This window comes from Vibrio sp. 070316B, from assembly GCF_013114115.1.
Lineage (GTDB): Bacteria > Pseudomonadota > Gammaproteobacteria > Enterobacterales > Vibrionaceae > Vibrio > Vibrio chagasii_B.
The window spans coordinates 18,653-32,183 of sequence record NZ_VTYC01000031.1; the positions used below are offsets into that span (position 1 = coordinate 18,653).

At 43.8% G+C, this 13,531-nt stretch carries 13 protein-coding genes; 1 reads left to right on the plus strand and 12 read right to left on the minus strand.

The features are described 5' to 3' along the window. Positions 1-141 precede the first annotated feature (141 nt). Positions 142-942: a DUF2982 domain-containing protein gene (locus F0251_RS19340; RefSeq protein WP_171731621.1), complete on the plus strand. Its 801-nt coding sequence runs from the start codon at positions 142-144 to the stop codon at positions 940-942. A gap of 118 nt (positions 943-1,060) precedes the next feature. Here the strand turns inward: F0251_RS19340 and F0251_RS19345 are convergent, their stop codons facing one another. From F0251_RS19345 to F0251_RS19400, 12 genes are all read right to left on the minus strand, one after another. Next, positions 1,061-1,714, minus strand: a complete 654-nt coding sequence (locus F0251_RS19345; protein WP_105057328.1) for an MBL fold metallo-hydrolase — start codon at positions 1,712-1,714, stop codon at positions 1,061-1,063. A 100-nt stretch (positions 1,715-1,814) separates the two neighbouring features. Then, complete coding sequence (locus F0251_RS19350; protein ID WP_171731622.1) at positions 1,815-2,363, minus strand: YcbK family protein; 549 nt, start codon at positions 2,361-2,363, stop codon at positions 1,815-1,817. Positions 2,364-2,561: 198 nt separating this feature from the next. Then, the gene (locus tag F0251_RS19355; RefSeq protein WP_061032776.1) at positions 2,562-4,100 is read right to left on the minus strand and encodes a murein L,D-transpeptidase; all 1,539 of its coding nucleotides are present in this window, start codon (positions 4,098-4,100) and stop codon (positions 2,562-2,564) included. An 81-nt stretch (positions 4,101-4,181) separates the two neighbouring features. Continuing rightward, positions 4,182-5,267, minus strand: coding sequence for a DUF1513 domain-containing protein (locus F0251_RS19360; protein ID WP_029405353.1), 1,086 nt, complete (start codon positions 5,265-5,267; stop codon positions 4,182-4,184). Continuing rightward, a complete protein-coding gene (locus F0251_RS19365; RefSeq protein ID WP_171731623.1) occupies positions 5,257-6,318 on the minus strand; it encodes an imelysin family protein in 1,062 nt (353 codons plus the stop codon). The genes F0251_RS19360 and F0251_RS19365 overlap by 11 nt, the downstream gene beginning before the upstream one ends. A gap of 160 nt (positions 6,319-6,478) precedes the next feature. Beyond that, the gene (locus F0251_RS19370; RefSeq protein WP_171731624.1) at positions 6,479-7,867 is read right to left on the minus strand and encodes a di-heme oxidoredictase family protein; all 1,389 of its coding nucleotides are present in this window, start codon (positions 7,865-7,867) and stop codon (positions 6,479-6,481) included. 111 nt (positions 7,868-7,978) lie between these two features. Further along, on the minus strand, positions 7,979-9,238 hold the full coding sequence (locus F0251_RS19375) for an imelysin family protein (RefSeq protein ID WP_171731625.1): 1,260 nt from the start codon (positions 9,236-9,238) through the stop codon (positions 7,979-7,981). Between the two features lie 175 nt (positions 9,239-9,413). Beyond that, the gene (gene ribA / locus F0251_RS19380) at positions 9,414-10,049 is read right to left on the minus strand and encodes a GTP cyclohydrolase II (protein ID WP_345775983.1); all 636 of its coding nucleotides are present in this window, start codon (positions 10,047-10,049) and stop codon (positions 9,414-9,416) included. Positions 10,050-10,258: 209 nt separating this feature from the next. Further along, positions 10,259-10,435, minus strand: coding sequence for a hypothetical protein (locus F0251_RS19385; RefSeq protein WP_008222025.1), 177 nt, complete (start codon positions 10,433-10,435; stop codon positions 10,259-10,261). 88 nt (positions 10,436-10,523) lie between these two features. Beyond that, positions 10,524-10,964, minus strand: coding sequence for a cytochrome c-type biogenesis protein CcmH (locus tag F0251_RS19390; RefSeq protein WP_061032782.1), 441 nt, complete (start codon positions 10,962-10,964; stop codon positions 10,524-10,526). Continuing rightward, positions 10,961-11,515 carry a DsbE family thiol:disulfide interchange protein gene (locus F0251_RS19395; RefSeq protein WP_171731627.1) on the minus strand — a complete coding sequence of 185 codons (555 nt, stop codon included), beginning with the start codon at positions 11,513-11,515 and terminating at the stop codon, positions 10,961-10,963. Before F0251_RS19395 ends, F0251_RS19390 begins: the two co-directional genes overlap by 4 nt. After that, positions 11,496-13,412, minus strand: a complete 1,917-nt coding sequence (locus F0251_RS19400) for a heme lyase CcmF/NrfE family subunit (RefSeq protein WP_171731628.1) — start codon at positions 13,410-13,412, stop codon at positions 11,496-11,498. Before F0251_RS19400 ends, F0251_RS19395 begins: the two co-directional genes overlap by 20 nt. Positions 13,413-13,531: the final 119 nt, after the last annotated feature.

The window sequence follows — 13,531 nt, forward strand, 5'->3', positions numbered from 1 at the left end:
TTGTAGAGTGAAGCGTCGAAAGTCGACGAAAAATACCGATATTGTCTACTAGCGTCTATTATTTAAACATCGACTTATCAATTCAGGGTCATATACACTGGTTATCCATCCAGACAAAAATATGAAAACTTGGTGTTGCCTATGGACACTCGTCATTTAACAAATTTCTCTTTGCCTTCGTTCACTCGCTCATACCGTATTCTAGCTGTTATTTTAGGCTTTATTTGCTTCATCATTGCACTCTATAGCAACAACCCAAAGTTACTGATCGTAGGCGCATTTTGCATTATTACTTTACTCGCCACTGGTTATTATTTAATGCTGCGTAGCAGAGTGATGTTCACACTCACACCAACACATTTTCAGCAGCATTTTTATAAGGGCGGGTGGGTTTTAAAATGGAGTAATATCCAAAAAATCGGCTTGTGTACTTATGAACAAGATGGATGGCATCAACCTCTTCCTTGGATCGGTATTAAGGTCAAAGATTACTCACCCTACTTGGATTCCATCTGCCCTAAAATCACCTGCGAATTACTGCTCAGCCAGCGCGCACTTTTATACTTGGGAGCCAAACAAGCGGGTAAGGAGTCGAACTTTGAAGACATGGTTCTCGACTCTTCGCATTACCACGCCCGCTGTACTGAAGCTGGCTGTGTAGAGCTAAGTAAATTTAAAGAATCAGAAAACACTGAAGAGAGCTATTTTAGTAACAGCCAAACACAAGCTGCATCTGAACCCTCTAAAACGTCAAATGACGAGAAAGCCGTCATCAAAAATTACTCTGGACTACAGGCGATGCTCGCTAACAGAATGAAATATCAAAGAGGTTTTCACGGCTACGATATTTTTATATCAACCAATGACCTAAATATTAGTGGGGAAGAGTTTGTGGGCCTTGCTAGGCGCTACCTAGCCGCTGCCGAACGTATTTCTAATTAACATTCAAAGCTATAGAAGTGAATGTTCACGCTAACCCGCGATGAACAATAAAAAAAGCTTAGCTTTCAGAAGAAAAGCTAAGCTTCATTTTCAATCGTTTTGGTATTCAATAACTGACTTAGTACAGAGGCATCTCATCTGCTACGAACGGGTTTGAAGCGCGCTCACGACCGAATGTCGATTCAGGTCCGTGACCCGGAACGAAAGTTACATCGCTGCCTAGTGGCCAAAGCTTGGTCTTGATTGATGTGATAAGCGTGTTGAAATCGCCTTGCGGGAAGTCAGTACGACCAATTGCACCGTTAAACAACACATCACCAACAAACGCTAAACGAGCTTGCTCGCTAAACAGTACCACGTGGCCTGGTGTGTGGCCCGGAGTATGAATCACATCGATAACTTGGTTACCAAACCTCACTTTATCACCCTCTTCTAACCAAGTATTTGGTTCAAACGCTTTACACAGAGGGAAACCAAACATTTGGCTTTGATTCTCAAGGCCTTGTAGCCAGAAGTTGTCTGCCTTATGTGGGCCAACAATTTCCACGTTCAACATCTCTGAAAGTGGCACCGTACCACCAACATGATCTAAGTGACCATGAGTCAGCACCAAGTTCACTACCTTCACACCTAGCTCTTCGATGATTGCAGCTAGCTGTTGGATGTCGCCACCTGGATCAACAACGATGCCTTCCATGGTTTCATCACACCACACAATCGAGCAGTTTTGAGCGAAAGAGGTAACAGGTACAACTTGATACTTAAGAGACATATACAAACCTTAAAGGGCAAACTAAAATTTGGGCAAACTATGACATTGGATGTCTACTTTGACAAGTGCCTACCGCTTCAGTTCACCACAGAGCCTAGAGCTACCAGCTTCGTACTGGACCAGTATCAATGTGGATGAAGTTACTACGAGAGTAATAACCAACACCACCTGCTTGCAGACTTTTAGCTACGTCTCTCAGCTCCTTTAAATCAACACCATCGATACGAAAATCGATCGCTTTTCCAAGCATGTGGTAGCTCTTTTTCGCAACCCCACTCGACTTAGATCGTAATGCTTCGTTTGTCGCCGGTGAACGGTAACCAGAGATGATCTGAACTTCTTTTTGAATACCCAAGATATTTTGGATCTGAGTGATCTGATCAAAGAGGTTCTTATCCATTGGGTGGATTTCATTGCGGCGGAAGTCTCGACATAACTTACTAAGGCGAGCCATTTCATCACCAATATAGTTAGTCCCATCGAAATAACAGGTCTCTAATCTTTCACCAGTATGAAGGTTGTTCATGCTAATCGTTCTTGGTTGATCAGGGTATGAAGCAAAAGCAATAGAAGGAGTAAGTGAGGCAACAACAGCAGTACCACCAGCGTAAGTCAGAAACTGACGGCGTGAAAATAAACTTTGAGACATACAGCAAGAAAACCAATTAGATCGAACAAAAAACGCACGATACATAATGGAATTTGCTGCGTCAACGTACAAAAACCGCGCAAAACGTTAGTATTTGTAACCTTTGCACGGTTAGTTATTGATACTCATTATAATTTTATCAATAGAAGGCGAGTTGTCATTTTTTGGTCAAGATAACCATTCTATGCATATCTGCCATTAACCACCCTGTTTATCGTATTGATAGATGTCGCCACGATATTGAATCCCCTCTTCCTCAAATAACACGGTTTGATAAATGATATGTACAGGGATTCTTTTCTTGAGTCGAACTTTAGTATTGGGTGCTAGGTCATCACTCTGATTCGGCACTTTCTTTACCTTAGTCGCAAATAACAACTCCGCGAGTTCCTCGGCATGCTCAACACGAATACAACCAGAGCTATAGGCGCGGAAGTCATCGTTAAACAAGCTTTTACTTGGGGTATCATGGAGATAGATAGCTCGCTTGTTGGGCGTATTGAACTTATACAAACCTAATGCATTGCTAGAGCCTGCTTGCTGACGCATTCGATATGGGAAAGAGTTGAAGTTGATTGTCTGCCAATCAATCTCGGTAGTATCGACAGTTTCCATCGAACGCCAACCATCAATCACTTGAAAATTGTGTGTTTCAAGATAACTTTCGTCGGCTTTTACTTTAGGCAAGATATCTTTAACCATGATTTTCCATGGCACGTTCCAAGTCGGGTTTAAGATCACCGAATCAAGTTTTATCTCTAAGAGTGGTGTTTTTCTCGATTTTCTCCCGACCACGACTTTAGATTCAAAAACCTCTTCTCCTCCTTCCCAATACTTCATATCAAAACTAGGTACATTCACCACTATCAGTGAGTCTCTATTTCTTGGCCATAAACGTGCACGCTCGGCGTTCAATGCTAGAGCAGTGAGTCGATCATCAAAGCCCATGTTGATCCACTTAATCGTGTCTGGTCCAATAATCCCATCCGCGGTAATCCCATGCATACTTTGAAAAGCTTTGGTCGCGATTTGTAAGTCTCGATCAAATCGAGGGGAATCGATAGCGATCATTGAAGTGTCTACGCCAACCAATGCAATGCGCTCAACCAGCGTCGCTTTGTCTGAAAGTTGATCCCCCAAGCGTTTCAAACCTTTTTGTCGGTAACGTTCAACACCAAGCTCTGATGCCGTGTTTAAAACAGAATAGGTTGCTTTGAATTGGTCAAAATCGCCAACCGGTGGCGCGTAAGACAGCACCATCTCCAACAAGTAATCATTGGCGACGCTGCTTTTTAGTCTCATAACAATATGAGGTGAAGGCGCGGGTAATTTAGAATGCAGCTGACCGGAGAAATACCACTCCTTACCTATGATTGGCGCATTCTCAACGTAGCTCAGATAATAGATGAAGGTGTCAGTCAGTAGTATGTCCAACTCTTGCCACTGCTGTCGAGATTGGTATTGGCGAATCTGTTTAAGCTGTCGCTCAAAAAGCGGGGCCATCTTCGCTTGTTCAATCAGCGATAACTGGAATTCAAACGCCTTGACCAGCTCGGGAGAGTCCCACAAGAATGGAAATGAGGTATCTTGGTAAATGCTCTGGGTAAGTTCAGGGTATATCAGCATGAAAGAGAGCTCTGAATCTGCCGGAATAAACCGACGCTCTTCAGAACTCGTATAGCTCCATGTACTCACGGAAACTAGTACTAATAAACCACAGAAGTATCTCGCTAACATGCCTTACTCCATCACCACTAATCCCATAAGTATGGCAAAGAAATTGGAGTAAGCATGTTAATTTTTAAGACAGTATATGCATCAAATTGACGACCAGTGATTATCCCACTGGACGGATGATTGCTGGCTTGATTTCTCATAAGGCTTGCGTTGGCTAACCACACTGCCCGCCCCAGAACTCAACCTAAATTCACCATCAAGTAGCACAGCACCAGAAGCATCAGATAATGCCGATAATTCCACTAACTCTTTGGTTTGTTTAGACCAAATACCGTAGCAATTGCCTCGTGGCGAGGTGGCGATAATCCAATCATCGGATGCGGCAATACTTGCAATGTAGTGATTAAATCGCGCCCATTGCTCTGGCTCTGCATTCAAGGATTCGAACTCACCGCCTTTCGTATGCATCGCTAAAAGTGAAGGATATTCATCAGGTTCGCCGCGATATTGCTGGCCACAAAGTACTGTCTCTGCCCCATCATGCGCTAAGTGTCGAATGCTTAACTTCTTATCCAGCAATTCAACCTGTTCAAGCAGCTCACCTTGCGATGAAACATAGCTCAAACTAGGCTGCATGGAATCCAAGTTTTTCGGTGTTCGACCATCAGTGTGTACACCGCCAACGCCGATAGCAAGATTACCATCAGGCATGATAATCACTTCGTGAGGGCCAATACCAAAACCGGTGAATTCTTCGACCTTACGGTATCCTTGCGCAACATCATAGACGCCAATCACGCCCTGGCTTGTGTCCGTTTTCCCTTCAGTAGCATACAGTAGAGTACCGTCTAACGAGTATACGCCGTGACCATAGAAGTGACGGTTGTTACCCTTCACTACCATTTTTATCTGCTCACCACTTTTGTAGTCAAACACCATAAAGTAGTCACCAGGGCGACGGGCAAACACCACCGCATGGGATGACGTTGGACAAATGGCGACACCATGACCGCGCTCAGGGATCGGTAGCTGGTTCAGTGGCATGCCATATTCATCAGCAACAACCGCTGAATACTGACCTCGACCATTAAGTGCGCAGCCAATCAACTGAGGTTTGCTCGATGCTTTTTCACCTGAACGGCTAGCACATCCGAACGGCAGCACTGGTACAGCAGCACAACCCAGTGCTGCTTTCAGTAAGGTTCTTCGTGTAGTATCAGTCACCATCGGTAGCATTAAATCCTATTACCACGCCAAGTTCTATCGCCACTTCTTCATGAATCAGGTACTTCAAACGCTCAAGTTTGTTGTACTGAGTCAGCACCTCGCGGTAACCCTCTTTACTCTGTAATAACTCAAACAAGCTTGAATCAGTAGGCCAAGTATCTAGCGTCAATGTGAACTGGTCAGCAACACGATCTGCAAGTGCGTTTAAGCCCTTATCTCTCAATAATCCGTCTAGGCCATTGCCATCAGCAATGTACAGATTCTGAAGTGCCGCTACATTGGCTTTGAGTTGAGTCATCGAGGTTTGTGCACGCCATGATTCTGAGAAATAAGGGCGCGGGTGACCAATTTTTGCCATCGGACGGCTCAGCTTTTTCATGCTGTAATCAAGTTGGTTGGTCAGTAGTGCGATGTATTCCGACTCCCAACGCATCTCGTCCAAGGCTAGCCATGGGTTAACTTGCCAAGCTTCAGCAATTGAAGCTGATTTCATTGCCAAGTTTTGTGCAATTGCTTGTGAAGACAAACAGCCCGATGCTTTATCTTTAATCAGTGGCGATTGCTCGTCATAAAGTGACCATTCCAACGCGCCTAAACCTTGAACTGTCACGCTTTGTTGCGCGATTTCGTCTTGTGTCCAGGCTTTGGTCTGTTGAGTCAATTGACGCATCTTAAGACCCGTCGTGTTCTTCTTGTCTGGCCAGAACTGAACATTCCAGCTCTCTTCTAGTGCCGCCGTTGGACCACGTTCTTGCCCTTGCAGCGCCATCCAACTGTTCATGGTGATCTGCCACTGATTTTTAACTGCATCTAACTCGACGTTATTTGTTTCACAGTAACCTTGCATCAAGGCTTCTAATTCGCTCGATTGCTTAGCGAATAGTACTGCTGAATCAAACTCCTGTTGATACACACTACGACTAATATGACTTGTCGTGTCGGCTTGATAAGACACACCGTTAACCTCAGACGAAGCAACTTGCTCCCCTGATGATTGACAGCCTGCCATGGCTAAAACCGACAAAGGCATTAACAATAATTTTTGAGCCATGCTGTTACCTTACTTCCTAATTTTTCTTTTAATTATATGAGTTCATCAAATATGAAAACGACCGCTGAGCTCGTATTTCTACAAGTTCAGCGGCAGTCATTCATTTATTCGCTACTTGTTTCGCTCATCAAGCCTCTGGCTCAAATGAGTTCAAGTTAGCTTATAGTGAATCTAAGAACGCCAGCAGTGCTTCACGTTCGCTACGACTTAGTGACAACACTTTCTGTTTCGCCATCTCAGCTTCACCACCGTGCCATAGCACAGCTTCCATCACGTTTCTTGCTCGACCATCATGCAGCAAGAAGGTGTGGCCATTCACTTCTTTTGTATAACCTAAACCCCACAATGGTGTGGTTCGCCACTCACGTCCATTCGCTAGATACTCTGGACGATTATCCGCTAGACCTTCACCCATATCATGCAGCAGCATATCGGTATAAGGGCTGATTAACTGGTTAGAGAGTGCAGGTAAACCGTCTCGCTTAGCGGTACGAATCTCAGCTTGGTGACAGCTTTGGCACCCAATCTCTTTGAACCGTTTCTTGCCTTGAACAACAGCAGGGTCATCAACATTTCGACGAATTGGAACCGCTAAGTGCTGAGAGTAGAACTCAACAAAGTCGAGAATATTATCGCTGACTTCTGGCTCACCACCATTAGGGAAATCATCACATGTTGACTGTGCTGATGTGCAGTTTTCGTTCGGGAACAAGCTACTTGTTAAACCTAAATCACCATTAAATGCCGCAGCGTTTTGCTGCATTAGGTTTGGTTGCCCTGCTTTCCAACCAAATCGACCCAACGCCATCTCGTTAGTTTGAACGTCAAGAACGTAATTGGCTTTGCCTGTTACACCTTGATTGTCCGCAGCTTGCTGCTTCGCGAAGCCAAGAATCGTTTCTTGTGGAATGCTCTCGAGCAAACCTAGGCCGATCATTGGTGGCGCAACACGAGCTGAGAATTCAGTTTTAGGATTCATCTCACCGAACGCAAGCTCAGTGATTTTTAAAATCGGTTTACGCAGAGTAACGACCGTGCCGTCTTTGAAGGTAACAGGTACATCCGTGTAGCTAATGTTTACTTTACCCTCTGGTTTTACCCCTTGAAGCGCAAAGTCTTGTAGCTGACCACCGTAAGTTGGCTCTGGTATGCCGCCATCTCGGATAAAGGCTTGTCTTTGCTCTGGTGTTTCGGCCGGAATGCTTAAGCGAACTAGCATAGATACTGCGTTCTCATCGCCTTTTTCTGGCGCGTGGCCTCGCCCATCTTTGATGTGACAGTTTTGACAACCGTTCGTGTTAAACAACGGACCTAAACCATCACGAGCGTCAGTTGATGATGGCGCGGGTACCCACGGGTTTCTAAAGAAGCTATTACCAACGCTGAAATCTAAGCGCTTGCTCATTGGTAAATTAGCAGCAGGAAGAGAAAAAGCATTTGCTCCCTCTTTCTTTACGGTCGTTTTACCACCGGAGTAGGTTTCATGGGCGTGTAATGGAGATAAGAAAAACAGTGCAGTTAAGAGTGAGGCTGATAGATACGACTTCATACAGTGCCTTGCTGAATTTTTGATTTTAGTTTTTATAAGGAAGTGGCTTTTTTCTTAGCAAACAATTAAGGGCTCAATCAGAGCCCTTACATTGGTGTTTGACTCAGGTTCTTAGAACTCGTGATCAGCCGTGTCTGGGTTTAGGCTATCAATGCCAATCACACCAGCAGCACGCTCAATTGCAGCTGTTTGAGATACTAGAGCAACAATTGTTTTATTTACTAGTGCGTTACCTGCAGCGTTGTCAGCAGCAATTAGCTGGTCAAAGTGCTGGTTGTTTTTCTCAGCAGACGTTACCAGTTGGCCTACTTGTGCACGTGCTAGGTCAAACTGCTTTTGAATCTCTTTCGCAGCTTGCTCATCTTTTTGCTCAACTAGGTCAAACAGGCTTGGACCTGAAAGTAGAGTACCGTCTTCACGCTTGTATAGACCCGTGTAAACGTTGTAGATACCTTGCTCGTTGTAGTAATGAGAGTTATGCGTGTTATCAGAGAAGCAATCGTGCTCATCTTCGGTAGAGTTCGCTTCTAATGCTACCTTCATACGCTCACCAGCAAGCTCACCAAGAGACAGTGAACCCATGCCGAATAGCATTTTACGTAGGCCGTTTTCACTTGATTCAGAAAGAAGCTCTTGACGGTAGTTACCTTTCTCGCCTTCAGCCCATTGCTTTTCCATCCACTCTAGGTCTTGAATTAGTAGCTCAGCTGATGCTTTTAGGTATGCGCCACGACGGTCACAGTTGCCATTTGTACACTCAGCACCAACAACGAAGTCAGTGTAAGCACGCTCACCTGCACCTGAGTTTGTGCCATTCAGATCTTGACCCCAAAGTAGGAATTCAATCGCGTGGTAACCCGATGCTACGTTTGCTTCAGAACCACCGATCTCGTTTAGCTCTGCGATTAACTCAGGAGTAATGTTCGTCGCATCTACTGTCGTCTGACCAATTTGGAACGTTTTGTTTGCAACGATGTTAGCGCTTGCGCCTTCGTTACCTAGTTCGTATTGGTAATCAGAAGAAACGTAATCGATCAGACCTTCATCTAGTGGCCATGCGTTTAGTTGACCTTCCCAATCATCAACAACCACGTTACCGAAGCGGAATACTTCAGACTGCTGGTATGGTACGCGAGATTCAAGCCAAGCTAGTTTTACTTTTTCGAAGTTGCCAGCAGAAGGAGAAGCTAAGAAGGTATCGATAGAAGAGTTCAACGCTTTTGCTGTGATTACTGAATCAGCAAATACCGCGTGTGCAATATCTGCGTAATGTTCTACTACTTGATCTTGAGTTACTGCAGCGAAAGAAGAAGCAGAGGCAAAAATGAGTGACGAAGTTACGGCTTTTGTCACTAAAGATTTGATAGTCATGAAGCATCCTTGTTGAGCTTTAAATTATTATTCGTAGTAATAGTGCAAACCATTATCATTTGCACTACGGATTGGAATAATACAAACTTACAATTTTATTGCAAGATAAATACAAAAAAACCTCACATATGTGAGGTCTTTAAACGTTTCTGTGTTAAGCGCAACAAGCTGCGGATTAGATATCCAAGTTATGCTTGCCGTGTGAAACTTTCGCTTTTAGGTAGCTTTCATTACCTGATTTGATATGAGCAGAGGTATTCACCACTTCTTCAATCTCAATACCAAAGGATTTTAGCTCATTGATCTTCTTAGGGTTGTTGGTGACTAAGCGGATTTTTGTGGTACCTAAAGCGCGTAGCATTTCAGCAGCTTCAGTAAAATCGCGTAGGTCATCGCCAAAACCTAGGTGGTTGTTGGCTTCATAGGTGTTCATGCCTTCGCTTTGAAGGCGGTACGCATCGATCTTGTTATATAAGCCAATACCACGACCTTCTTGACGTAAATAAAGAATCACGCCGCCAGTTTCACCCATAATTCTGATGGTTTCATCTAGCTGCTCACCGCAATCACAACGAGAAGAGTGGAAAACATCACCAGTAAGGCACTCAGAGTGCATACGAACAAGAGGTACATCTTGCGTCTTATCTGCTGATTTGAATATCACAGCAACATGCTCTTTATCTGTTTTCAATCCATGAAAAGAGAGCAATTCAGCATCAATACTGCTTGTTACTCCTACTTTGAAATCTATTCTGGCACGCACTTCCGCCATAGCTATACTCACTTGAAAATTCGATGTATTTAACAACACTACATTATATGTCTAGGCAATATTTTGTAGCTAACTATCTAATGATAGACACTATGAGGCTCTTAACAATTTTTTTCAAGGTCGATAGAGCATAAATTGTTATAATATAACAATTAATCTTCAGGTAACAAAAAACCCCACATTGGTTTGACCAACATGGGGTTATAAATGAATCAGTTGCAGCGGAACCTGCTATTTTTACCGAACACTCAACTGACTTGGGTCTGTTTCCAAATCACAAGTTGTACCCAAGCGTTCTCCAATTCAGCTAGCTCTTCTTGCGTCAGCGTAGAGATGCTCGACTTCGCACTGTATCTTTCTGCCCATTTGTCGGAACGAACATGGGTATGGAACTCTTTTTTTAAATTTGAGATAACGTTATCCACAGACACATCCTTATATACAGTGCTTAGCCTTTATAATCCGTTAATGTTACAAAATACAGGTCAATTGGTAAACAGTAATACACAATTTTTATGAGCGCTTTCTAACACTTTTTACTGATAAATATATAAATAACAGAAATAATAGGCTCGGTATCAACCAAAGTAATAAGTTTGCCGTGCTCAATGACGGTTTATAAAGCACAAATTCTCCAAACCTCTCCGTCATATATTGAGTAATTTCATGATTACTCTTCCCTGCTTTCACCATATTAAATACAACTAGACGTAAGTCCTTTGCAATTGGAGAGTTTGATTCAATCAGGTTTTGGTTTTGACATTGAGGGCAGCGCAGTGTCTTTGCTAAAGCAATGGCACGCTGTTGTTGGTCAGGACTTTCAAATTCAAAAAGTTCTACTTGAATGCTGGTGCTCTTATCGCTGGGTGTAAACAAGTCTTCCGCCACCGCAGGCAAACTCGTCACGATAATCATAGAGGCAAATAATATTATTTGGGCTAAAGATCTCATCATCCATCCACACCATCAAAATATAAGGCGAGCTCATCTTGCCATGCAGATTCATTAATAACGCCCATTAACTTCTTCACAATATTTCCTTTGGCATCAACCAAATATGTCTCTGGGGTCCCTATTACACCTAATTCTAAAGCCAACTTACCATGAGGATCGCTAATCACTTTTGTATAGGGGTTGCCATCGCTTGATAACACATTCATTGCAGCCGCGGGGTTATCTCTATAGTTGAGCCCAACAATAGGAATCCCTTTATCGCGAAGTGCTAATAAATAGGTATGTTCCGATTTGCAGATACCACACCATGAAGCCCATACATTCACTAACTGGTATGGGTGCTCAGTAATGTCTTTTAACGTCAGTTTTTGTTTACTGCTGATGCCTTCTCTATCCGTTAAAGCCATAGAAGTAAATTCAGGAAACGCTCTTTGTTGTATCGATACGGTGGTGGTTTGCTGTTTGTTATCAAGAGCAAACAAAAATACCAACACCAACACCAGTGCCAATACAATAAGCGTAATAAGTTTGTTACGAACGCTGATATGCATACTGTGACGCCTTAACGGTTTTCTTTTTACGATGAGTTAACGAAAGCAGTGCCCCCAGTATGGATATCAAACCACCGAACCAAATCCAGCGCGCATACGCTTTGTATTGAACACGGAATGCATAAGCGGTTGAATCCACTTTTTCACCCATGGTGATATACACGTCGCCATGCCAGAACCACTTCATTGCTGGCTCACTCATGTTCATTACTCTGACTTGGTAATGTCTTCTCTCTGGTGCGATAGAAAATGCTTGTTCGTCGGCATGGAGGTTGAGCAAGGCTCTTTCTGCCGTAAAATTCGAAGCGACATAGAGCTCTGTATCGCGATGAGAGAGCGTCCAGTCCATAAACTCAACCTCTTCACCTGGGCTCAATTTGTAACTACGCTCAAATGAATGGTAACTGTTCATCGCGGCACCTATCGCTAATACTGCGACACCCACATGCGCCAACGTCATCACCCATACTTTGCGTTGAAACTTAGAGTTGCGCGTTACCGCCAAGCCGTAAACATGAGTCAGAGCTACCCAAAACGCAAGTGCCCATGTCAGTAGAACCATCACTTGAATCGCTTCAACTTGCGAAGCATAAGTTACAAAGCCAATACAGAGAGACAATAAGGCAATAATTCCAATCACACCTTTCGACGCTTGAGGTTTGATACTGAGCAATGGCGCTAACCCTATCACTCCCATCGCCAGCAGAGCCAACGGCGCAATGAGTAAATTAAAATAAGGTGCACCTACGGATATGTTTCCAAGGCCAAGTAATTCAAAAACCATTGGGTAGAAGGTACCAAACACCACCACCGCCGTAGCCAGAACAAATATAAGTACCGCCACTAAACTCAAAAAACTTTTACTCGCAAAGCTAGTGATTGGATTCGACTCGAAAGATTCACCACGAACAATAAGAAGAGAAAACGAACTCACTAACACCAAAACCAGTATCAGCAACAGCGCGATACCTTTGGTTGGGTCAACAGCAAAAGCATGAACGGAAGTGAGGACGCCAGATCGAACAATAAAGGTACCGAGGATACTTAAACAAAACGTAATGAAAGCAAGGCTAAGTGACCACTTCAGCAACTGTTGCTTGCCTTTAGCAACACCCAAACTGTGCAATAGAGCGGTTGATGTTAGCCAAGGTAATAGGCTGGCATTTTCTACCGGGTCCCAGAACCACCAACCACCCCACCCTAACTCGTAGTATGCCCACCAAGAACCAAGAATGATCCCCGCGGTTAAAAAGATCCAAGCGACCAAACACCAACTGCGACAATGAGCGACCCAATCGAACTCAATCGGATCCACTAGCAAAGCGGCCACAGCAAATGCCAAGACCACAGAGAAACCAACATAACCCAAATACAACAGAGGCGGATGGAATATCAAACCAACGTCTTGCAGCATTGGGTTAAGATCGCGCCCTTCAAGTGGCAAGGTCGAATTCAATTCAAATGGGTTCGAAGCAAATAAGGTAAACCATGCAAATATCGCGAGTAACACATTCATCACCCACAATACGCGGCTCTGATACTCAGAAGAATATTGCTTTTGTAGGGCAATCACACCCGACCAACAGCTAATGGTTAAGACCCAAAATAGCAATGAGCCTTCATGTCCAGCCCACACAGCGGCCATTTTGAAGAAGGTGGGTAATTGAGTATTGGAGTGTTCTGCAACATAGAGGATGGAAAAGTCGTCACCGACAAAGGCATAGCCAAGTAAAACGATAGCGCCAATGGAAAACAAAGCGCTAGAGAGGGAGAAACTGCGAATTAAAGCCACATTTTGTGCTTGTTTAGTTAGCATTTGATACATCGAATGCACAGCAATAATGCTGCTGAGAACAGCGACTAAAATTAAACTAAACAGCCCCAAAGAACCGACCATATCACCTCAATCAGGATCTACCTAAGCAGAACCAAGTTAAACCATTATTGGCATTGATTGCTCAACTAGCTGATGTAACTCAACTAGCTATTATTACTCAACTAGCTACTGTTACTCAG